Origin of the sequence: Klebsiella sp. 1SOBk5mer, assembly GCF_046603115.1 — a bacterium.
GTDB classification, from domain to species: domain Bacteria; phylum Pseudomonadota; class Gammaproteobacteria; order Enterobacterales; family Enterobacteriaceae; genus Klebsiella; species Klebsiella quasipneumoniae.
This window is the reverse complement of the sequence record NZ_JBKIUU010000009.1, coordinates 127,038-147,710: the sequence shown is the minus strand read 5'-3', so window position 1 is coordinate 147,710 and position 20,673 is coordinate 127,038. Positions and strand designations below refer to the sequence as shown.

21 protein-coding genes are annotated in these 20,673 nt (G+C 58.6%); 13 read left to right on the top strand and 8 right to left on the bottom strand.

From position 1 onward, the window contains the following. Window positions 1-18: 18 nt before the first annotated feature. Window positions 19-1,101, bottom strand: a complete 1,083-nt coding sequence (gene lptG, locus ACLH1U_RS19675) for an LPS export ABC transporter permease LptG (protein ID WP_002886956.1) — start codon at window positions 1,099-1,101, stop codon at window positions 19-21. Further along, window positions 1,101-2,198 (bottom strand): LPS export ABC transporter permease LptF, encoded by a 1,098-nt coding sequence (gene lptF, locus ACLH1U_RS19670; RefSeq protein ID WP_023291773.1) that lies wholly within the window; start codon window positions 2,196-2,198, stop codon window positions 1,101-1,103. The genes lptG and lptF overlap by 1 nt, the downstream gene beginning before the upstream one ends. 389 nt (window positions 2,199-2,587) lie before the next feature. Between lptF and pepA the strand changes: the two genes are divergently transcribed. The 3 genes from pepA (at window position 2,588) to ACLH1U_RS19655 (ending at window position 7,519) form a co-directional block, all read left to right on the top strand. After that, a complete protein-coding gene (gene pepA / locus ACLH1U_RS19665) occupies window positions 2,588-4,099 on the top strand; it encodes a leucyl aminopeptidase (RefSeq protein ID WP_004206531.1) in 1,512 nt (503 codons plus the stop codon). 121 nt (window positions 4,100-4,220) lie between these two features. Beyond that, window positions 4,221-4,664, top strand: a complete 444-nt coding sequence (holC, locus tag ACLH1U_RS19660) for a DNA polymerase III subunit chi (protein ID WP_048296514.1) — start codon at window positions 4,221-4,223, stop codon at window positions 4,662-4,664. Then, window positions 4,664-7,519 carry a valine--tRNA ligase gene (locus ACLH1U_RS19655; protein WP_044525210.1) on the top strand — a complete coding sequence of 952 codons (2,856 nt, stop codon included), beginning with the start codon at window positions 4,664-4,666 and terminating at the stop codon, window positions 7,517-7,519. Before holC ends, ACLH1U_RS19655 begins: the two co-directional genes overlap by 1 nt. 47 nt (window positions 7,520-7,566) lie before the next feature. On the opposite strand, the gene ACLH1U_RS19650 is transcribed toward ACLH1U_RS19655, so the two are convergent. Then, complete coding sequence (locus tag ACLH1U_RS19650) at window positions 7,567-8,760, bottom strand: YjgN family protein (RefSeq protein ID WP_072013443.1); 1,194 nt, start codon at window positions 8,758-8,760, stop codon at window positions 7,567-7,569. 185 nt (window positions 8,761-8,945) lie between these two features. Here ACLH1U_RS19650 and ACLH1U_RS19645 point away from each other — a divergent pair, with 185 nt between their 5' ends. Continuing rightward, a complete protein-coding gene (locus tag ACLH1U_RS19645; protein ID WP_032454663.1) occupies window positions 8,946-9,449 on the top strand; it encodes a GNAT family N-acetyltransferase in 504 nt (167 codons plus the stop codon). Window positions 9,450-9,743: 294 nt separating this feature from the next. Here ACLH1U_RS19645 and miaE read toward each other — a convergent pair whose 3' ends face one another. Together miaE and rraB are read right to left on the bottom strand one after the other, a co-directional pair. Further along, entirely contained in the window at window positions 9,744-10,508 is a 765-nt protein-coding gene (gene miaE / locus ACLH1U_RS19640) for a tRNA isopentenyl-2-thiomethyl-A-37 hydroxylase MiaE (protein WP_411299407.1), read from the bottom strand. 58 nt (window positions 10,509-10,566) lie between these two features. Further along, window positions 10,567-10,989 (bottom strand): ribonuclease E inhibitor RraB, encoded by a 423-nt coding sequence (gene rraB / locus ACLH1U_RS19635; RefSeq protein WP_023291768.1) that lies wholly within the window; start codon window positions 10,987-10,989, stop codon window positions 10,567-10,569. A gap of 98 nt (window positions 10,990-11,087) precedes the next feature. On the opposite strand from rraB, the gene argL reads away from it, so the two are divergent. Both argL and argF read left to right on the top strand, forming a co-directional pair. Then, the gene (gene argL / locus ACLH1U_RS19630) at window positions 11,088-11,183 is read left to right on the top strand and encodes a putative translational regulatory protein ArgL (protein WP_370736902.1); all 96 of its coding nucleotides are present in this window, start codon (window positions 11,088-11,090) and stop codon (window positions 11,181-11,183) included. Continuing rightward, window positions 11,153-12,157, top strand: a complete 1,005-nt coding sequence (gene argF / locus ACLH1U_RS19625; RefSeq protein ID WP_105491318.1) for an ornithine carbamoyltransferase — start codon at window positions 11,153-11,155, stop codon at window positions 12,155-12,157. Before argL ends, argF begins: the two co-directional genes overlap by 31 nt. Before the next feature lie 69 nt (window positions 12,158-12,226). On the opposite strand, the gene ACLH1U_RS19620 is transcribed toward argF, so the two are convergent. Further along, complete coding sequence (locus ACLH1U_RS19620) at window positions 12,227-12,679, bottom strand: YhcH/YjgK/YiaL family protein (protein WP_032454661.1); 453 nt, start codon at window positions 12,677-12,679, stop codon at window positions 12,227-12,229. A 194-nt stretch (window positions 12,680-12,873) separates the two neighbouring features. Here ACLH1U_RS19620 and ACLH1U_RS19615 point away from each other — a divergent pair, with 194 nt between their 5' ends. The 5 genes from ACLH1U_RS19615 (at window position 12,874) to ridA (ending at window position 14,965) form a co-directional block, all read left to right on the top strand. Continuing rightward, window positions 12,874-12,978 (top strand): pyrBI operon leader peptide, encoded by a 105-nt coding sequence (locus ACLH1U_RS19615; RefSeq protein ID WP_002886930.1) that lies wholly within the window; start codon window positions 12,874-12,876, stop codon window positions 12,976-12,978. Next, complete coding sequence (locus ACLH1U_RS19610; protein WP_227650304.1) at window positions 12,953-13,012, top strand: pyrBI operon leader peptide; 60 nt, start codon at window positions 12,953-12,955, stop codon at window positions 13,010-13,012. The genes ACLH1U_RS19615 and ACLH1U_RS19610 overlap by 26 nt, the downstream gene beginning before the upstream one ends. Before the next feature lie 2 nt (window positions 13,013-13,014). Further along, window positions 13,015-13,950 (top strand): aspartate carbamoyltransferase, encoded by a 936-nt coding sequence (gene pyrB / locus ACLH1U_RS19605; RefSeq protein WP_004206522.1) that lies wholly within the window; start codon window positions 13,015-13,017, stop codon window positions 13,948-13,950. 13 nt (window positions 13,951-13,963) lie between these two features. After that, the gene (pyrI, locus tag ACLH1U_RS19600) at window positions 13,964-14,425 is read left to right on the top strand and encodes an aspartate carbamoyltransferase regulatory subunit (protein ID WP_105491316.1); all 462 of its coding nucleotides are present in this window, start codon (window positions 13,964-13,966) and stop codon (window positions 14,423-14,425) included. A gap of 153 nt (window positions 14,426-14,578) precedes the next feature. Then, complete coding sequence (gene ridA / locus ACLH1U_RS19595) at window positions 14,579-14,965, top strand: 2-iminobutanoate/2-iminopropanoate deaminase (protein WP_002886926.1); 387 nt, start codon at window positions 14,579-14,581, stop codon at window positions 14,963-14,965. Window positions 14,966-15,038: 73 nt separating this feature from the next. Here the strand turns inward: ridA and mgtA are convergent, their stop codons facing one another. Continuing rightward, on the bottom strand, window positions 15,039-17,747 hold the full coding sequence (gene mgtA / locus ACLH1U_RS19590) for a magnesium-translocating P-type ATPase (RefSeq protein WP_023291764.1): 2,709 nt from the start codon (window positions 17,745-17,747) through the stop codon (window positions 15,039-15,041). 145 nt (window positions 17,748-17,892) lie between these two features. Further along, window positions 17,893-17,946, bottom strand: coding sequence for a mgtA regulatory leader peptide MgtL (mgtL, locus tag ACLH1U_RS19585; RefSeq protein WP_219340445.1), 54 nt, complete (start codon window positions 17,944-17,946; stop codon window positions 17,893-17,895). Window positions 17,947-18,126: 180 nt separating this feature from the next. Between mgtL and treR the strand changes: the two genes are divergently transcribed. Together treR and treB are read left to right on the top strand one after the other, a co-directional pair. Next, window positions 18,127-19,074 (top strand): trehalose operon repressor TreR, encoded by a 948-nt coding sequence (treR, locus tag ACLH1U_RS19580; protein WP_105491315.1) that lies wholly within the window; start codon window positions 18,127-18,129, stop codon window positions 19,072-19,074. A 130-nt stretch (window positions 19,075-19,204) separates the two neighbouring features. After that, the gene (treB, locus tag ACLH1U_RS19575) at window positions 19,205-20,623 is read left to right on the top strand and encodes a PTS trehalose transporter subunit IIBC (protein WP_411299406.1); all 1,419 of its coding nucleotides are present in this window, start codon (window positions 19,205-19,207) and stop codon (window positions 20,621-20,623) included. The last annotated feature ends 50 nt before the right edge of the window (window positions 20,624-20,673 follow it).

The following is a 20,673-nucleotide window of genomic DNA, read 5'->3' as shown; positions in this document are numbered from 1 at the left end:
GTTCCGTAGCCGAGTCCGCTAGGCCTTGCGCATCATCAGCCAGAGGCTTATCAGGAAGAAGCTGGCGCTTGGCAACAGGGCGCCGATGATCGGCGGTATGCCGTACACCAGGGTCAGCGGGCCGAAAATCTGATCCAGCACGTAGAAGATAAAGCCGAAGCTAATCCCGGTCACCACCCTGACGCCCATCGGCACGCTACGCAGCGGGCCAAAGATAAACGACAGCGCCATCAGCATCATCACCGCCACCGACAGCGGCTGGAAGATTTTGCTCCACATATTGAGCTGGTAGCGTCCCGGATCCTGGCCGCTGGACTTCAGGTATTTCACATAGTTGTGCAGCCCGCTGATCGACAGCGCGTCCGGATCCAGGGCTACCACGCCGAGCTTGTCCGGCGTCAGGTTGGTTTTCCAGGTGCCGCTCACCATCTGCGACCCGGTCACCTGCTTCGGATCGGTCAGATCGGATTCATCCACCTGCGACAGGCGCCACACTTTATTCTCGCTATCGAATTTTGCCGAGGCGGCATAGCGCACCGACTGTAAACGACGCTCCGGGTTGAAGGCATAAATGCTGACGCCCCCCAGCTCATCGTTACCTTTTACCCGTTCGATATAGACAAAGTTATGGCCATCTTTCGCCCACAGCCCCTGCTGGGTGGAAAGCAGCGAACCGCCGTACATCTGCTGGGCGCGGTAGTTGCGCGCCATCTGCTCGCCCTGCGGCGCCACCCACTCGCCGATCGCCATGGTCAACAGCACCAGCGGGATCGCGGTTTTCATCACCGCCAGCGCCACCTGCAGCCGGGTGAAACCGGACGCCTGCATCACCACCAGCTCGCTGCGCTGGGCCAGCATCCCCAGCCCCAGCAGCGCGCCAAGCAGCGCCGCCATCGGGAAGAAGATCTGGATGTCTTTCGGCACGCTGAGGATGGTGTAGAGGCCAGCGCCCAGCGCATCGTAACTACCCTGCCCGGACTTTTTCAGCTGATCGACAAACTTGATAATGCCGGAGAGCGACACCAGCATGAACAGGGTCATCATGATGGTGTTGAAAATCGTCTTACCGATATAACGGTCAAGTACGCCAAACGCCTGCATCAGGCCGCTCCTTTATTAAAACGGGCGCGGAAGCGGCGCATCGGCACCGTGTCCCACAGGTTTAACAGCACCGCCAGCGCAAAATAGAGCAGGTTAATCGCCCACATCCAGATAGCCGGGTCCATTTTGCCTTTGCCGCCGTTCGACTTAATCGAGGTCTGCAGCAGGAAGAACACCAGGTAGAGCAGCATCGCCGGCAGCATCGACAGCACGCGGCCCTGGCGCGGGTTGACCACGCTGAGCGGCACCACCATCAGCGCCATAATGAAGACGGTCGCCACCAGCGTGAAGCGCCAGTGCAGTTCGGCGCGCGCACGATCGGTGTGGGTCTGCCACAAGGTGCGCATATCCATCTGTTCGGTGTCGTCCGGATCGGCGGCCACCGCCTGGTGGCCGATAATGGCCTGATAGTTATTGAAGTCGGTGATGCGGAAGTCGCGCAGCATCGCGGTGCCTTCAAAGCGGGTGCCCTTATTGAGGGTCACCACCTGCGAACCGTCTTTCTGCTGCGACAGCTCGCCGGAATCCGCCACCACCACGGAGGGGCGCGCGTTGCCTTTCGGGCGCAGCTGGGCAAGGAAGACGTCATGGAAGCGGTTGCCGTTCACGCTCTCGATAAACATGACCGCGTTACCATCGCTGGCCTGCTGGAACTGGCCCTGGGCCAGCGCGGCCATGCCGGGGTTGGCCTTGGCTTCCGCCAGCACTTCATCCTGATGGCGCGACGACCACGGCCCTGCCCACATCACGTTGACCGCCGCCACCGCGCCGGTGAACAGCGCGAGGATCATCGCCGCCTTGATCAATACGGCTTTACTCAGGCCACAGGCGTGCATCACCGTAATTTCGCTTTCGGTGTACAGCTTGCCGAGGGTCATCAGCAGGCCAAGGAACAGACTTAACGGCAGGATAAGCTGCGCCATCTCCGGGATGCCGAGCCCCAGCAGCGAGAGCACCAGATTGGTTGGGATATCGCCATCCACCGCAGCGCCGAGGATCCTGACTAATTTCTGGCAAAAGAAAATCAGTAACAGGATGAATAGGATCGCCAACTGGCTTTTCAGCGTCTCACGAACCAGATATCTTATGATTATCACTATAAATACGCCCGTAAAAACCCGTTTTAGTGCAGGAAAATTGCTTGTTTCATGGCTTAAACGTCATTTATTCTCTTTGGTCGTCGAAAACGTCGCTAAGATTAAATGACTCATCGGTTCTGCATGTCAGGATCTTTTCTGACGAACCCAGGCCTTATTAACGTTAAGATTAACACGAAGTCACCGCAACAGCGGACATGAGTTACGAAAGCTTGCAATTATATACTCAATGGATTTCGAGTTGTAAGAAGGCAGCAGGGCTGTGGCCCCTGGCGCGCACAATGTGCCACGTCAGGGTAAGCAGGCGCAGCCGGCGCATCTGCAACTTGAAAGGCGACGAGTATAGCCGTAGCCACCACTGTTGTCTTTAAGATTCAGGAGCATAGTGCATGGAGTTCAGTGTAAAAAGCGGTAGCCCGGAGAAGCAGCGGAGCGCCTGTATCGTGGTCGGCGTCTTTGAACCACGTCGCCTCTCCCCCATCGCCGAACAACTCGATAAAATCAGCGACGGCTACATCAGCGCCCTGCTGCGTCGCGGCGAGCTGGAAGGCAAACCTGGCCAGACGTTATTGCTGCACCATGTGCCGAACATTCTGTCTGAGCGCATTCTGCTGATTGGCTGCGGCAAAGAGCGCGAACTGGATGAGCGTCAGTACAAGCAGGTCATCCAGAAAACCATCAATACCCTGAATGATACCGGTTCAATGGAGGCAGTCTGCTTCCTGACCGAGCTGCACGTCAAGGGTCGTAACAACTACTGGAAAGTTCGCCAGGCGGTGGAAACCGCCAAAGAGACGCTGTACAGCTTCGACCAGCTGAAGACCAACAAAAGCGAGCCGCGTCGCCCGCTGCGTAAAATGGTCTTTAACGTGCCGACCCGTCGCGAGCTGACCAGCGGCGAACGCGCCATTCAGCACGGGCTGGCGATCGCCGCCGGCATCAAAGCGGCGAAAGATCTCGGCAACATGCCGCCGAACATCTGTAACGCCGCCTATCTGGCCTCCCAGGCGCGCCAGCTGGCCGATACCTATAGCAAAAACGTTATCACCCGGGTGATCGGCGAACAGCAGATGCGCGAGCTGGGAATGAACGCCTACCTCGCCGTCGGCAACGGTTCGCAGAACGAGTCGCTGATGTCGGTCATCGAGTATAAAGGCAACCCGTCGGAAGACGCGCGCCCTATCGTGCTGGTCGGTAAAGGCCTGACCTTCGATTCCGGCGGTATCTCCATCAAGCCGGCCGAAGGCATGGACGAGATGAAGTACGACATGTGCGGCGCCGCGGCGGTGTACGGCGTGATGCGGATGGTTGCTGAGCTGCAGCTGCCGCTGAACGTGATCGGCGTGCTGGCGGGCTGTGAAAACATGCCTGGCGGTCGCGCTTATCGCCCGGGCGATGTTCTGACCACCATGTCCGGCCAGACGGTGGAAGTGCTCAACACCGACGCCGAAGGCCGTCTGGTGCTGTGCGACGTGCTGACCTACGTTGAGCGCTTCGAGCCGGAAGCGGTTATCGATGTCGCGACGCTGACCGGCGCCTGCGTGATTGCCCTCGGCCATCACATCACCGGCCTGATGTCGAACCATAACCCGCTGGCCCATGAGCTGATCGGCGCCTCTGAACTGGCGGGCGACCGCGCATGGCGTCTGCCGCTGGCCGACGAGTTCCAGGATCAGCTGGAATCCAACTTTGCCGATATGGCGAATATCGGCGGCCGTCCTGGCGGCGCGATCACCGCCGGCTGCTTCCTGTCGCGCTTCACCCGCAAGTACAACTGGGCGCACCTCGACATCGCCGGCACCGCCTGGCGCTCCGGTAAGGCCAAAGGCGCCACCGGTCGTCCGGTCGCGCTGCTGTCGCAGTTCCTGCTCAATCGCGCGGGTTTTAACGGCGAAGAGTGATTGCCGTCTGATGCCCGGTGGCGCTACGCTTACCGGGCCTACGGAAAGATGCCGTTTGTAAGCCGGGTAAGCGTAGCGCCGCCCGGCTTTACATTTAAATCCACAACAAGAAGCCCCATATATGAAAAACGCAACGTTCTATCTTCTGGACAACGAAGACACCGTCGAAGGCCTGAGCGCCGTCGAGCAGCTGGTGTGTGACATTGCCGCAGAACGTTGGCGCAACGGCAAGCGCGTCCTGATCGCCTGTGAAGATGAGCAGCAGGCGATTCGTCTCGATGAGGCGCTGTGGTCGCGACCACCGGAGAGCTTTGTGCCGCACAATCTGGCGGGCGAAGGCCCGCGAGGCGGCGCGCCGGTAGAGATTGCCTGGCCGCAAAAGCGCAACAGCAGCCCGCGGGATATTCTTATCAGCCTGCGGCTTAACTTTGCAGATTTTGCCACCGCTTTCACAGAAGTGATAGACTTTGTCCCTTACGAAGAAAATCTGAAACAACTGGCGCGCGAACGCTATAAGGCGTACCGCATGGCTGGTTTCAACCTGAACACGGCAACCTGGAAATAATGGAAAAGACATACAACCCACAAGATATCGAACAGCCGCTTTACGAGCACTGGGAAAAGCAGGGCTATTTCAAACCGAATGGTGATGAAAGCCAGGAGAGCTTCTGCATCATGATCCCGCCGCCGAACGTCACCGGCAGTTTGCATATGGGTCATGCCTTCCAGCAAACCATCATGGATACCATGATTCGCTACCAGCGCATGCAGGGCAAAAACACCCTGTGGCAGGCGGGGACCGACCACGCGGGTATCGCTACCCAGATGGTGGTTGAGCGTAAGATTGCCGCTGAAGAAGGGAAAACCCGTCACGACTACGGCCGCGATGCCTTTATCGACAAAATCTGGCAGTGGAAAGCGGAATCCGGCGGCACCATTACCCGTCAGATGCGCCGTCTCGGCAACTCCGTTGACTGGGAACGCGAGCGCTTCACCATGGACGAAGGCCTTTCCAATGCCGTGAAAGAAGTCTTCGTTCGCCTGTACAAGGAAGACCTGATCTACCGCGGCAAACGCCTGGTTAACTGGGACCCGAAACTGCGCACCGCCATTTCCGACCTCGAAGTGGAAAACCGCGAATCGAAAGGCTCCATGTGGCATATCCGCTACCCGCTGGCCGATGGCGCGAAAACCGCTGACGGTAAAGACTACCTGGTGGTCGCCACCACCCGTCCGGAAACCCTGCTGGGCGATACCGGCGTGGCCGTTAACCCGGAAGATCCGCGCTACAAAGATCTGATTGGCAAATTCGTGGTGCTGCCGCTGGTTAACCGCCGCATCCCGATCGTGGGCGACGAACACGCCGACATGGAGAAAGGCACCGGCTGCGTGAAGATCACCCCGGCGCACGACTTTAACGACTACGAAGTGGGTCGTCGTCACCAGCTGCCGATGATCAACATCCTGACCTTTGACGGCGACATCCGCGAAAGCGCGGAAGTGTACGACACCAAAGGTAATGAATCCGACGTCTACTCCAGCGAGATCCCGGCGGAGTTCCAGAAACTGGAACGCTTCGCGGCGCGTAAAGCCGTCGTTGCGGCGGTTGACGCCCTCGGCCTGCTGGAAGAGATCAAACCGCACGACCTGACCGTCCCTTACGGCGACCGCGGCGGCGTGGTTATCGAACCGATGCTGACCGACCAGTGGTACGTGCGCGCGGACGTGCTGGCCAAGCCGGCGGTGGAAGCCGTTGAAAACGGCGACATTCAGTTCGTGCCGAAGCAGTACGAAAACATGTACTTCTCCTGGATGCGCGACATTCAGGACTGGTGTATCTCCCGTCAGCTGTGGTGGGGTCACCGCATCCCGGCATGGTACGACAACGACGGCAACGTTTACGTGGGCCGCACCGAAGACGAAGTACGCCAGGAAAATAACCTCGGCGCCGACGTGGCGCTGCGCCAGGACGAAGACGTGCTGGATACCTGGTTCTCCTCCGCGCTGTGGACCTTCTCCACTCTCGGCTGGCCGGAAAACACCGACGCCCTGCGTCAGTTCCACCCGACCAGCGTGATGGTCTCCGGCTTCGACATCATCTTCTTCTGGATCGCCCGCATGATCATGATGACCATGCACTTCATCAAAGATGAAAACGGTAAACCGCAGGTGCCGTTTAAGACCGTCTACATGACCGGTCTGATCCGCGATGACGAAGGCCAGAAGATGTCCAAATCCAAGGGTAACGTTATCGACCCGCTGGATATGGTTGACGGCATCACCCTGCCGGAGCTGCTGGAGAAACGTACCGGCAACATGATGCAGCCGCAGCTGGCGGAGAAAATCCGTAAGCGCACCGAGAAACAGTTCCCGAACGGCATCGAGCCGCACGGCACCGACGCCCTGCGCTTCACCCTGGCGGCGCTGGCCTCTACCGGCCGCGACATCAACTGGGATATGAAGCGTCTGGAAGGTTACCGTAACTTCTGTAACAAGCTATGGAACGCCAGCCGCTTCGTGCTGATGAACACCGAAGATCAGGATTGCGGCTTTAACGGCGGCGAGAGGGTACTCTCCCTGGCCGACCGCTGGATCCTCGCGGAATTCAACCACACCGTCAAAGCGTATCGCGAAGCGCTGGATAACTTCCGCTTCGATATCGCCGCCGGCATCCTGTACGAGTTCACCTGGAACCAGTTCTGCGACTGGTACCTGGAACTGACCAAGCCGGTGATGAACGGCGGCAGCGAAGCGGAACTGCGCGGCACTCGCCATACGCTGGTGACCGTGCTGGAAGGTCTGCTGCGCCTGGCGCATCCGATCATTCCGTTCATCACCGAGACCATCTGGCAGCGCGTGAAGGTCATCTGCGGGATCACCGCCGACACCATCATGCTGCAGCCGTTCCCGCAGTATGATGCCTCTCAGGTGGATGACGCGGCGCTGGCCGACACCGAATGGCTGAAGCAGGCGATCGTCGCCGTACGTAACATCCGTGCGGAAATGAACATCGCCCCGGGCAAACCGCTGGAACTGCTGCTGCGCGGCTGCAGCAAAGAGGCTGAGCGTCGCGTGAACGACAACCGCAGCTTCCTGCTGAATCTGGCGCGTCTGGAAAGCATTACCGTGCTGCCTGCCGATGACAAAGGTCCGGTCTCCGTGACCAAGATCGTCGACGGCGCCGAGCTGCTGATCCCAATGGCGGGCCTCATCAACAAAGAAGATGAGCTGGCGCGTCTGGCGAAAGAAGTGGCCAAAATCGAAGGCGAAATTGGCCGCATCGAAAGCAAGCTGGCTAACGAAGGCTTTGTCGCCCGCGCGCCGGAAGCGGTGATCGCCAAAGAGCGCGAGAAGCTGGAAGGCTACGCGGAAGCGAAAGCGAAGCTGATTGAGCAGCAGGCGGTGATCGCCGCGCTGTAATTGCTCGCGATAGAAAAAAGGCCGGAGCTTGCTCCGGCCTTTTTACATTACAGGAACGGCAGCATCGGAAAAAAACCGCCGCATAGTTTGTCAGATACCGTCGGCTGCGGTGGTGCCGCCGGCTGCAGATCGAGCGAATCGAACTCACCGACCATCGTCGTGTTTTCAGCAATATAGCGTAGCAAATCAATCTTGAACCAGGGATAGGCCAGCCCCAGCGTCAGCGGCGTGAGAAACGTCAACGCCAGTAAACGCGGAGCAAGACCGAAAAACGTCAGGGTGGAACGAAAATGAACGCTGTCCCCCAGCACCAGGTTATTCATCGCGTGATTACGTAAAGCCACACGAAGGTATGCCATGGATAACACGATACCGATAGTGAGGAATATATATCCCCCTAATATCGCCCCAAGATGCCGCAATGCCATAAACAGTGCCGAACCTTCACTGCACAGACCAAACATACAGCCCGTCAGCAGTTGAGCGAATGCGGAAAATAAAAAGCCAATAAAAATGATGATAAACGGCAACAAAATCGCCGTTGCCCATAAAAAAATCACCACACAACGCTTAGTACTCACATAAATATTAAATTTATTTTTGCCTAAGGTTGCGCCTTTGCCGATGAGATCAAGCCAGTGGCTGTAAACCACACCGCTGGTTATTGCCATAATAACTAGCGCCAGCAAAAGCAGAACAACGATCCCCAGCAGCATGCTATTTAGGCCATTGTAAAAGAGCCGACTTCCCAGCATGGCGAACACCACCGCTGTTAGCACGTATATCAGCAAAGGTAAGCCGAGCATAATCCACCATCCGCGCAGCAGATGACACTGAACCCCAAAGCGAATATTCGCGAAAGAGGTCATCGTCGCATGGTAGCTTAACCCCTTAATTATCATTACCGGCAGCAGGATAAGAAATGCCAGCGTCTCCAGCCCTTCGCTACCGGGAGAGAAAATGGCAAGCGCTAAGCTGAGTAAAACCAGCACGACAAATATCAATAGCCAGCTGAGTAAAATCGTGATACCGCGCCCGTGATAGGCAAAGCGGGCGCCATTAACCTCCATATTCTCACAAAGATAACGGCGACTCCGTACCCATGCCCACGGAATAAACAACCCACAAGTTATTACAGAAAAAATAATATTAACCAGACAAATAATAAAATAGCGCCCGACCTGACCATGAAAAACAAAAGAATGGCCAGAACGCTGCAATTGCCCTGAAATCATACTCATAAAAAAGTCGTCCTTGTACTTTAAACCATATATAGAAATAATAAATAATGCGCATCGGCATTAAGCGAGCAGAATATATTATTTTGAATTTTCCCGGCAATACATTTCACGCGCACCTTGCGCCTGTAAACGAATAATGGTATTAAAGAAATATATGGTTATTTAAGCTAAAATTGAGTGATTCTATGAATCTTGCCGCGCCACAGACCTTTACTTTACGCCGTATCGCGGTACAGGATAACGCTGCGATAGCGGCCGTCATCCGCCAGGTATCCGCAGAATATGGCCTGACCGCCGATAAAGGCTATACGGTCGCCGACCCGAATCTCGATGAGCTGTATGAGCTGTACAGCCAGCCAGGCTCGGCCTATTGGGTGGTGGAGAAAGAGGGAGAAGTGGTTGGCGGCGGCGGCGTCGCGCCGCTCGCCTGCAGCGAGCCGGATATCTGCGAGCTGCAGAAAATGTATTTCATGACCAGCGCCCGCGGCCAGGGGCTGGCGAAGAAGCTGGCGCTGCTGGCGCTGGACTACGCCCGCGAGCAGGGCTTTAAACGCTGCTATCTGGAAACCACCGCCTTCCTGACGGAGGCGATCGGCTTATATGAGCATCTTGGCTTCGAACATATTGACGGTCCGCTGGGCTGTACCGGCCACGTAGACTGCGAAGTGCGGATGTTGAAAACGCTGTAACGCCTCGATATCGCAGGCGTCCCCGGTAGCGCTACGCTTACCGGGGCTACAGTTCTGGGCCTCCCCGGTAGCCCGGCTAAGCGTAGCGCGAGCTGGGGTATGTCCCGGATGGCGCCGCTTGCACCTTACCCGTGCTCGTGGTGCCGTTTTTTTGTCGGGTGGCGGCTAACGCCTTACCCGACCTACGGCCCGTACCATGGCGAGCTGAAGCTCTCAACGCTATCTCTCCCCCCATGGCTACTGAGACTGCCGGCGTGAGTGGCGACCGGAGCGACGGGAGCCGAACAGCGTGGGCTACTCCGCCGCCGGCACGCCGCTGTGAAAGCGGAACTCGGCCTCCGGACGGAGGATCAGCGCCGCTTCCGCCTCGCCGAGCTGGCGGACCCGTTCGCTGATATCTTCTCCGGCAATCTTCTGCGCCAGATCCAGGTAGTCCTGATAGTGACGCGCTTCCGAGCGCAGCAGCGACAGATAGAACTTCTGCAGATCGTCGTCCAGCCACGGCGCCAGCGCCGCAAAGCGCTCGCATGAGCGGGCCTCGATATAGGCGCCGCAGATAAGCTTATCGATCAGCATCACCGGCTCATGTGAGCGCACCTCCCGTCGCATGCCGCGGGCATAGTTGCTGGCGGTGATTTTGACGTAGGGGATATCGCGCGCCAGCATCATCTCCCGCACCTGCCAGAAGTGATGCAGCTCCTCTTTAATCAGCAAAATCATGCTGTCCAGCAGCTGACGGCCCCACGGGTCGTCGGTCTGCGGCATGGCGCTTTTGTTGATCCGCTTATGCAGGGCGACAAAATCCGGCTCTGGCCCCCGGCGGTAGGTGAAGTCTTCATACGGCTTCAGGCAGGCCAGCAGCTCGTCGGCGTCGGCTTTATCCGCGACGTAGCGACGCACCAGCAGCATGGCGTTCTGCGCCGCTTTCAGTTCGCACACCATATGGTCGGTCAGCAGCAGCGGCAGGTTTTCCGGCTTGCGGGCTTCGTCAATCCACGCCTGCGGCGTCGGGCAGTGCAGGAAGTTGATAATCGGGGAGAGTATCTGCGGGTAATCCATGGAGGTTCCTTGCTATACGGCGGCTGGCGCCGCCGTATCCATTTACATCATCTGCGACTTAGTGACGAACACCATCGTCGTCTTCATCGACAAAATCTTCGTCATCCTCGCCGTCTTCTTCGCCGTTCGGGTCCTCATAGTAGGTGCCCCAACCGTCATACTCGACGTCAAATTTTTCTGCCAGCGTCATCAGCTGTTCCACCTGGGCATCGATCAGTTCTGCGTTCAGGGCGCATTCGCTCAGAATATCGCAGCAGATGACCACTTCACCCTCTTCCACTTCCAGCTCTTCGGGCTCGGTCACTTCGTAGCCCAGCTTAAACGCTTCCACCGCCACTTTCTCCAGGGTTTCGAAATCGTCTGCAGAGAGGTGATGCTCAATCGTGTACAGTGCGTCCGGATCGCTGCCATCTTCCAGCAGCTCTTCGATAATCAGACGCGTCTCTTCACGCTGTTCTTCCAGGTGTTCCGGGTTTGCCATGGCTCGTTCCTCATAATGTGCGGCAGTTATCCCTATTGTCACATACCGCCGTCATTGCCTCCACTTCTCAGTGAAAGATTTCGATCACAGACTTGCAAATGAATATTCATACATATAAATTGAATTTTAATTCAATTAGTGGCCTATGCCAGGTGAGGGAACCATGTCTGCGTTTTACCAGAAGCATTTTTTAAAGTTACTCGATTTTACGCCTGCAGAAATCACCGCCCTGCTCGAGCTGGCGGCAAAGCTGAAAGCCGATAAGAAAAACGGTATCGAAGTCCAGAAACTGGCAGGGAAAAACATCGCGCTCATCTTCGAAAAAGACTCAACCCGTACACGATGCTCTTTCGAAGTTGCCGCATACGATCAGGGCGCCCGCGTGACCTACCTGGGGCCCAGCGGCAGCCAGATTGGCCATAAAGAGTCGATCAAGGACACCGCCCGCGTGCTCGGACGGATGTACGACGGCATTCAGTACCGCGGCCACGGCCAGGAAGTGGTGGAGACCCTGGCGCAATACGCCGGCGTGCCGGTGTGGAACGGCCTCACCAACGAGTTCCACCCTACCCAGCTGCTGGCGGACCTGCTGACCATGAAAGAGCACCTGCCGGGCAAAGCCTTTAACCAGATGACGCTGGTCTACGCCGGCGACGCGCGCAACAACATGGGCAATTCGATGCTGGAAGCCGCGGCGCTGACCGGTCTGGATCTGCGCCTGGTGGCGCCCTCGGCCTGCTGGCCGGAGGCCGCGCTGGTGGAAACCTGTACCGCGCTGGCGAAACAGCAGGGCGGTAACATCACCCTGACGGAAGATATCGCCGCGGGGGTGCAAGGCGCCGATTTTATCTATACCGACGTCTGGGTCTCAATGGGCGAGGCGAAGGAAAAATGGGCCGAACGTATCGCCCTGCTGCGCGACTATCAGGTTAACAGTGCGATGCTGGCGCTGACCGGCAACCCGCAGGTCAAATTCCTCCACTGCCTGCCAGCGTTCCATGATGACCAGACCACGCTGGGCGAACAGATGGCTGCCGAATACGGCCTGCACGGCGGCATGGAGGTGACTGACGAGGTGTTTGAGTCGGCGGCAAGCGTGGTCTTCGACCAGGCGGAAAACCGGATGCACACCATCAAAGCGGTGATGGTGGCGACGCTGAGCAAATAATCCTTCGCTCGCCGTCAAATCCCGGATCGCTCGGCGCGTATCCGGGATACCGCTCGTCAGGGCGCTTTGTCACGCCATCAGCATCTTCACCACCGCTTTGCGCACCTTCGCCGGGGCGCCCACGGCACACAGCGGTTTATGCACTTCGCCGGGATAAAACACCACAAAGTCCCCTTCGTTAAGGATCACCGTTTGCTCCTGCGCCCCCTCCGCCAGGAAAGCGATGTCTTTCTCCGCCAGCCAGTCGGTCTGCGGCTCTCCAGCCGGCAGGGTGCTGAAGGTCATCCCCTCGCTGCCGCGGAGCACAATCTGGATATCGAGATAGCGGGCATGATATTCCGCGCGACGCGCGTCCTGCGGCTCGGTGGTGTCTTCGGAAATCAGATAAAACAGGTTGTTGCCGTCGATATCATGTTTACCCAGCGGCGTCGCCTCGCTGACATGGACGATAACGTGTTCGATAGCCTCGCGCAGCGCGGCAGGCAGCCATGGCTGCAGATGGTGGATATTGCCAATAATCATCGCTTACCTCAAATATAAAACAACATTTCATTTTTGCGTTTTATACCCCCATCGTCGCTGCCATACCAGTGCAGTTTCACGGTTCTTTGCGCTGGCGCACTTTTCTGCAGGCAAACGATTACCTGTTTGTGAATGAATCGCTTGATCGTCATAACGGTCTGCGTATAATGCCAGTCGTTTTGCCGGGAGGAAGCATGGCCAATTGCGTACGACATTCTGTCTTAGCGCGTCTCAATGCAGACGCTGGCCTGCCGTTTTTCTTTCCGTTGCTCATTGGATTCCCGAAGCCCCTTATTTAAGGGGCTTTTTTTTTGCCCAGGCGTCAGGAGATAAGCATGGCTAACCCGCTATATCAAAAACATATCATTTCCATAAACGATCTCAGCCGCGAAGACCTCGAACTGGTGCTGGCGACGGCGGCAAAGCTGAAAGCTAATCCACAACCCGAGCTGCTGAAGCATAAGGTTATCGCCAGCTGTTTCTTTGAAGCCTCGACCCGCACCCGCCTCTCTTTTGAAACCTCGATGCACCGCCTGGGGGCCAGCGTGGTCGGCTTCTCCGACAGCGCCAACACCTCGCTGGGCAAAAAAGGGGAAACGCTGGCGGATACCATCTCCGTCATCAGCACCTACGTGGACGCCATCGTGATGCGTCATCCGCAGGAGGGCGCCGCCCGTCTGGCGACCGAATTCTCCGGCGGCGTGCCGGTACTGAACGCCGGCGACGGCGCCAACCAGCACCCGACCCAGACCCTGCTCGACCTGTTCACCATTCAGGAGACCCAGGGCCGCCTCGAAAACCTCAACGTGGCGATGGTCGGCGATCTGAAGTATGGCCGTACCGTCCACTCCCTGACCCAGGCGCTGGCCAAATTCAGCGGCAACCGCTTCTACTTTATCGCCCCGGACGCGCTGGCCATGCCGCAGTACATCCTCGATATGCTGGATGAAAAAGGTATCGCCTGGAGCTTGCATAGCGCCATCGACGACGTGATGGCGGAAGTGGATATTCTCTACATGACCCGCGTGCAGAAAGAGCGTCTGGATCCGTCGGAATACGCCAACGTCAAAGCGCAGTTCGTCCTGCGCGCCGCCGACCTCGAAGGGGCGCGCGCCAATATGAAGGTGCTGCACCCGCTGCCGCGCATTGACGAAATCACCACCGATGTCGATAAAACGCCGCACGCCTGGTACTTCCAGCAGGCCGGTAACGGCATCTTCGCCCGCCAGGCGTTACTGGCATTGGTACTGAATAGCGAGCTGGCACTGTAAGGGGAAATGAGAGATGACACACGACAATAAACTGCAGGTAGAAGCGATCAAACGCGGCACCGTGATCGACCACATTCCGGCGCAGGTCGGTTTTAAGCTGCTCACCCTGTTCAAACTGACCGAAACCGACCAGCGCATCACCATCGGCCTGAACCTGCCCTCCGGCGAGATGGGCCGCAAGGATTTGATTAAAATCGAGAACACCTTCCTGACCGACGAGCAGGTTAACCAGCTGTCGCTGTACGCCCCGCAGGCGACGGTAAACCGCATTGATGAATACGAAGTGGTGGGCAAATCCCGCCCGAGCCTGCCGGATCGCATCGACAGCGTGCTGGTCTGCCCGAACAGCAACTGTATCAGCCACGCCGAACCGGTTTCTTCCAGTTTTGCAGTGAAAAAACGCACTGATGACATCGCACTCAAATGTAAATACTGCGAAAAAGAGTTTTCTCATTATGTGGTGCTGGCCAACTAAATGCGGTTGGTATTGGTGGTAGGCCTCCCTATAATGGCTACCACCCTACGCTTCGTCCTTCAGCCGGCGTCTGCACCCGGCGGCACAGCGCTTACCGCCTGGCGGCCACCTGAATGATTTTGCGTAACATTACTCAGTTCATCTGGAGATAACATGAGCAAAACTATTGCGACGGAAAATGCACCAGCAGCGATTGGCCCCTACGTTCAGGGCGTTGACCTGGGCAGCATGATCATCACCTCTGGCCAGATCCCGGTCGACCCGAAAACCGGCAGCGTTCCGGAAGACGTATCCGCGCAGGCGCGCCAGTCGCTGAACAACGTGAAAGCCATCGTTGAAGCCGCAGGCCTCACCGTCGGCGATATCGTCAAGACCACCGTTTTCGTCAAAGATCTCAACGATTTCGCTACCGTTAACGCCACATACGAAGCGTTCTTCACCGAGCACAACGCCACCTTCCCGGCGCGCTCCTGCGTTGAAGTGGCGCGTCTGCCGAAAGACGTGAAGATCGAGATCGAAGCCATCGCCGTACGCCGCTGATCGCGAACCCCGGCATGAAAAAAGGCAGCCCGCAGGCTGCCTTTTTTACGGGGGTCATCCGCAAACCTTCCCCTCACTGCCAGCCGTAGCGGCGGCTGTAGAAGCCTTTGACCGTTTGGGTCAGCACCATATAGCCCGCCAGGATCGCCACCAGCCATGGGAAGTAGCTCAGCGGCAGGGCCTGCAGCTGCAGATAGCCCGCCAGCGGCGAGAACGGCAGCGCGATCCCCACCGCCATCACCACCAGGGTCATGGCGAACAGCGGCCAGGCGGCGCGGCTCTGGACGAACGGAATGCGCCGGGTGCGGATCATGTGCACGATCAGCGTTTGCGACAGCAGCCCTTCAATAAACCAGCCGGACTGGAACAGGGTCTGCATCTCCACGGTATTGGCGTGGAACACCCACCACATCAGGCCGAAGGTGAGGATATCGAAAATCGAGCTGATCGGGCCGAAGAAGACCATAAAGCGTCCAAGGTCGGCCGGGTTCCAGCGCTGCGGCTTGCGGATCTGTTCATCGTCGACATTATCGAACGGGATCGCCACCTGGGAGACATCGTACAGCAGGTTCTGAATCAACAGGTGCAGCGGCAGCATCGGCAGAAACGGCAGGAAGGCGCTGGCCACCAGCACGCTGAAGACATTGCCGAAGTTGGAGCTGGCGGTCATTTTGATGTACTTAAGCATGTTGGCGAAAGTGCGGCGGCCTTCGATCACCCCCTCCTCCAGCACCATCAGGCTTTTCTCCAGCAGAATGATATCCGCCGCCTCGCGGGCGATATCCACCGCGCCGTCGACCGAGATGCCGATGTCCGCCGCGCGCAGCGCCGGGGCGTCGTTGATGCCGTCGCCCATAAAGCCCACCACGTGGCCTTCGCGTTTCAGCAGCGTCACGATGCGCTCCTTATGCAGCGGCGCCAGGCGGGCGAAGAGCGTGGTGCGTTTCGCCAGCGCCGCCAGCTCGTCGTCGCTCATGGCTTCAATCTGGCTGCCAATCACCACTTCGCCGGCATCCAGCCCCACTTCATGGCACACCTTCGCCGCCACCAGCTCGCTGTCGCCGGTGAGGATCTTCACCGTGATGCCGCTGGCTTTTAACGCTTTCAGCGCCGGGGCGGTGGTCTCTTTCGGCGGATCGAGGAAGGCGATGTAGCCTTCAAGGATCAGGTCCGACTCATCGGCGCGCTGGTAGTCGCCTTCGCGGGCCGGCAGGTACTTGGTCGCCACCGCCACCACCCGCAGCCCTTGCCGGTTGAGGGTGTCAGTGACCCGGCGAATGCGGCGCAGCATGGTATCGTCCAGCGGCACGATATCGCCGTTGTAGCGCACCTGGGTTGAGACGTTGAGGATCTCCTGCAGCGCCCCTTTGCAGATCAGCTGATGCGCGGCGTCCTCCTCTTTCACCACCACCGACATGCGGCGGCGTTCGAAATCGAAGGGGATCTCATCCACCTTCTGCCAGCGCGCCGCCAGCCCGCGGGCGGCCTCCAGCTCAACGCCCTCCAGCACCGCGGTGTCGAGCAGATTTTTCAGCCCGGTTTGGTAGTGGCTGTTCAGCCAGGCGGCATGCAGTACGCGCTCGCTGACCTTGCCGGAGACGTCGGTATGGTTCTCCAGCACAATCTTATCCTGAGTCAGGGTGCCGGTTTTATCGGTGCAGAGGATGTCCATCGCGCCAAAGTTCTGAATGGCGTCGAGGTGCTTCACGATGACCTTTTGCTTCGACAGCTTTACCGCCCCGCGCGCCAGCGTCGAGGTGACGATCATCGGCAGCATCTCCGGCGTCAGGCCGACCGCCACCGACAGCGCGAACAGCGCCGCCTCCCACCAGTCGCCTTTGGTGTAGCCATTGATCAGCAGCACCACCGGGGCCATCACCAGCATAAAGCGGATCAGCAGCATACTCACCCGGCTGATGCCTTTCTGGAAGGCGTTCGGCTCGCTCTCCTGCTCGCTGACGCGGCCGGCCAGTTGACCAAACCAGGTGTGGCCGCCGGTGGCGAAGACGATGGCCTGCGCCGAGCCGCTCACCACGTTGGTGCCCATAAAGCACAGGGTGTCGCACTCCAGCGGGTTCTGCTGCAGCGGATCGCGGCTGCGGGCCACTTTCTCCACCGGCAGCGATTCGCCGGTCAGCGAGGCCTGGGCGACGAACAGATCCCGCGCCTGCAGGATACGCAGGTCCGCCGGGATCATGTCCCCCGCCGACAGCCGGATGATGTCGCCCGGCACCAGCTGGTCGATAGGCAGCTCCAGCCAGCGGCTCTCCCCCTGTTCATTGACCACCCGCAGCACGGTGGCGGTATTGCTCACCATCGCCTTCAGCGCATCCGCCGCTTTGGTCGAGCGCGCCTCCTGGATGAAGTTGAGCAGCGTCGAGATCCCCACCATCAGGGCGATCACCCCGGCGGCGAACAGATCTTCGGTGGAATAGGAGACGATGCCGAGCACCGTCAGCAGCAGATTGAACGGGTTGCGATAGCAGGTCCACAGATGCACCCACCACGGCGAGGGCTTCTGCGCCGGGATCTGGTTGTCGCCGTGTTTGAGGATTTTCGCCGCCACTTCGCCTTCATTGAGCCCTTCAGGGTGGCTGTCAAAGGCGCGCCAGATCTCCTGGTCGTCCATCGCCGCCACGTCCAGGCACTGTTTGCCCAGCGACTCAGGAATGGGGCCGCTCGCCAGATGGCGGGCGTCCGGCAGCGGATCGCGCTGGACTAAACGGCGTGGCAGATGGCGGCTAAGCTGTGCGAACAGCTGCCGGGTATAATTTTTCAGCATAAACAGTCCCTCCGCGCTCGCGCAAGCGAACGCAGCGTTGCCGACGGGCGTAGCAAAACCTACCTGTCAGGCATGTTATTTTTATGGCAGGGACATCAAGGACGTCACTGCTTTACGCTTTCCGGTAAAGCAGTGTTAAACAGGCTTACCGGAAAGAAAGGTTGCTCCATCGAGGATGAGGAGTGGGATCGGGGTCCATAACTATCTCCGGTAAGTGAATATAAACGGCGCGGATTATAGCGCCCTCGTTGAGGATTGTGTGGCAATAATGGCGATGATAAACCCGCGCAACTAAACCGAACGTAAACCAGACTTTGCTCATTGCGGTTTGGTTGAGTAGCATTAGGCTCACTTCTACCCACCCTGACGAGAATTCCACATGCAGAACCGGCTGACCATCAAAGATATCGCGCGCTTAAGCGGCGTAGGGAAATCAACGGTATCCCGCGTCCTCAACAACGAGAGCGGGGTCAGCGAACGGACCCGCGAGCGCGTCGAAGCGGTGATGCAGCAGCACGGTTTCTCTCCCTCCCGCTCCGCCCGCGCCATGCGCGGCCAGAGTGATAAAGTGGTGGCGATTATCGTCACCCGTCTCGATTCGCTGTCGGAAAACCTCGCCGTGCAGACCATGCTGCCCGCCTTTTATGAGCAGGGTTACGACCCGATTATGATGGAGAGTCAGTTCTCCCCTGGGCTGGTGGAGGAGCATCTCGGCATGCTCGCCCGGCGTAATATTGACGGCGTGGTGCTGTTCGGTTTTACCGGCATCGACGAGGCGATGCTCGCTCCCTGGCGCGACACCCTGGTGCTGATGGCCCGCGACGCCCCCGGCTTCGCCTCGGTGTGCTATGACGACGAGGGGGCCATCATGCTGCTGATGCAGCGGCTCTACGAGCGCGGACATCGCCACATCAGCTTCCTTGGCGTACCGCACAGCGACGTCACCACCGGCGAACGCCGCCATCTCGCCTACCTCGCCTTCTGTAAAAAGCATCGCCTTACGCCCACCGCCGCCCTGCCGGGGCTGGGCATGAAGCAGGGGTATGACACCGTCGCCAGCGTGCTGACGGCCGAGACCAGCGCCCTGGTCTGCGCCACCGATACCCTCGCCCTCGGCGCCAGCAAATATCTCCAGCAGCAGGGCCGCGATGCGCTGCAGCTCGCCAGCGTCGGCAGCACGCCGCTGATGAAGTTTCTCCACCCGGAAATATTGACCGTCGATCCTGGCTATGCCGAGTCCGGACGCCGGGCCGCCCGGCAGTTGATCGAGCAGATCGCCGGCAGCGTCGATCCCCGCCAGATCGTCATTCCCGCCGCCCTCAATTAATCTCGTTCGGGTGATTTATGTGATCGTCGCCGGGTTTCGGGAACGTTCCCATTTTGCAAATCAAGCGGAACGGTTAGGATGCCCTCAAGGTAAAAACGGCATCTCTCCCCTCTGTTTTTGAGGCTTCATCATGAGCAAAGTAAACCTGCAGGACATCGATAAACTGATCGAACTGGTGGGCGGGCGCGGCAATATCGCCACCGTCAGCCACTGTATTACCCGTTTGCGCTTTGTGCTGAACGACCCGGCCATCGCCAGACCAAAAGAGATTGAGCAGCTGCGCATGGTGAAGGGATGCTTCACTAACGCCGGTCAGTTCCAGGTGGTCATCGGCACCGAGGTGGGTGATTACTACAAGGCCCTGCTGGCGACCACCGGTCAGACTTCCGCCGATAAAGAGCAGGTCAAACAGGCCGCGCGGCAAAATATGAAGTGGCATGAACAGCTGATCTCGCACTTCGCCGAGATCTTCTTCCCGCTGCTGCCGGCGCTGATCAGCGGCGGTCTGATCCTTGGTTTCCGCAACGTCATCGGCGACTTACCCATGAGCAACGGCCAGACGCTGGCCCAGATGCACCCGTCGCTGAAAACCATCTATGACTTCCTGTGGCTGATTGGCGAGGCGATCTTCTTCTATCTGCCGGTGGGGATCTGCTGGTCGGCGGTGAAGAAGATGGGCGGTACGCCGATCCTTGGGATCGTCCTGGGCGTGACCCTGGTGTCCCCGCAGCTGATGAACGCCTATCTCCTCGGCCAGCAGGTGCCGGAGGTGTGGAACTTCGGCCTGTTTACCATTGCTAAAGTCGGCTACCAGGCGCAGGTCATCCCGGCCCTGCTGGCGGGCCTGACCTTAGGCTTTATCGAGACGCGCCTCAAGCGCATTGTGCCTGACTACCTCTATCTGGTCATTGTGCCGGTCTGCTCGCTGATCCTCGCGGTATTCCTCGCGCACGCCATTATCGGTCCGTTCGGCCGCCTGATCGGCGACGGCGTGGCCTTCGCAGTGCGCCATCTGTTAACCGGCAGCTTCGCGCCGATCGGCGCCGCGCTGTTTGGCTTCCTCTACGCGCCGCTGGTGATTACCGGCGTCCATCAGACCACCCTCGCCATCGATATGCAGATGATCCAGAGCATGGGCGGGACCCCGGTGTGGCCGCTGATTGCGCTGTCCAACATTGCCCAGGCGTCGGCGGTGGTCGGCATCATCATCGCCAGCCGCAAGCAGAATGAACGTGAAATCTCAGTACCGGCGGCGATCTCCGCCTATCTCGGGGTCACAGAGCCGGCAATGTACGGTATCAACTTGAAGTACCGCTTCCCGATGCTGTGCGCAATGATCGGCTCCGGCCTCGCCGGCCTGCTGTGCGGCCTGAACGGCGTGCTGGCGAACGGCATCGGCGTCGGCGGCCTGCCGGGGATCCTCTCCATCCAGCCGAGCTACTGGCAGGTGTACGCCATGGCGATGGCCATCGCGGTGGTGGTGCCGATTATCCTCACCACCGTGGTGTATCAGCGCAAGTACCGTCAGGGCACCTTGCAGATTGTCTAACTTCTTCTTTCGGGGCGCCTTTGGCGCCCCTCGTTGCAGCAGGAAAGTAC

Coding starts and splice junctions, on each gene's coding strand:
- lptG (WP_002886956.1), bottom strand. CDS start 1,101: ATGCAGGCGTTTGGCGTACTTGACCGTTATATCGGTAAGACGATTTTC.
- pepA (WP_004206531.1), top strand. CDS start 2,588: ATGGAGTTCAGTGTAAAAAGCGGTAGCCCGGAGAAGCAGCGGAGCGCC.
- holC (WP_048296514.1), top strand. CDS start 4,221: ATGAAAAACGCAACGTTCTATCTTCTGGACAACGAAGACACCGTCGAA.
- ACLH1U_RS19655 (WP_044525210.1), top strand. CDS start 4,664: ATGGAAAAGACATACAACCCACAAGATATCGAACAGCCGCTTTACGAG.
- ACLH1U_RS19650 (WP_072013443.1), bottom strand. CDS start 8,760: ATGAGTATGATTTCAGGGCAATTGCAGCGTTCTGGCCATTCTTTTGTT.
- ACLH1U_RS19645 (WP_032454663.1), top strand. CDS start 8,946: ATGAATCTTGCCGCGCCACAGACCTTTACTTTACGCCGTATCGCGGTA.
- miaE (WP_411299407.1), bottom strand. CDS start 10,508: ATGGATTACCCGCAGATACTCTCCCCGATTATCAACTTCCTGCACTGC.
- rraB (WP_023291768.1), bottom strand. CDS start 10,989: ATGGCAAACCCGGAACACCTGGAAGAACAGCGTGAAGAGACGCGTCTG.
- argL (WP_370736902.1), top strand. CDS start 11,088: ATGAATATTCATACATATAAATTGAATTTTAATTCAATTAGTGGCCTA.
- argF (WP_105491318.1), top strand. CDS start 11,153: ATGTCTGCGTTTTACCAGAAGCATTTTTTAAAGTTACTCGATTTTACG.
- ACLH1U_RS19620 (WP_032454661.1), bottom strand. CDS start 12,679: ATGATTATTGGCAATATCCACCATCTGCAGCCATGGCTGCCTGCCGCG.
- ACLH1U_RS19615 (WP_002886930.1), top strand. CDS start 12,874: ATGGCCAATTGCGTACGACATTCTGTCTTAGCGCGTCTCAATGCAGAC.
- pyrB (WP_004206522.1), top strand. CDS start 13,015: ATGGCTAACCCGCTATATCAAAAACATATCATTTCCATAAACGATCTC.
- pyrI (WP_105491316.1), top strand. CDS start 13,964: ATGACACACGACAATAAACTGCAGGTAGAAGCGATCAAACGCGGCACC.
- ridA (WP_002886926.1), top strand. CDS start 14,579: ATGAGCAAAACTATTGCGACGGAAAATGCACCAGCAGCGATTGGCCCC.
- mgtA (WP_023291764.1), bottom strand. CDS start 17,747: ATGCTGAAAAATTATACCCGGCAGCTGTTCGCACAGCTTAGCCGCCAT.
- treR (WP_105491315.1), top strand. CDS start 18,127: ATGCAGAACCGGCTGACCATCAAAGATATCGCGCGCTTAAGCGGCGTA.
- treB (WP_411299406.1), top strand. CDS start 19,205: ATGAGCAAAGTAAACCTGCAGGACATCGATAAACTGATCGAACTGGTG.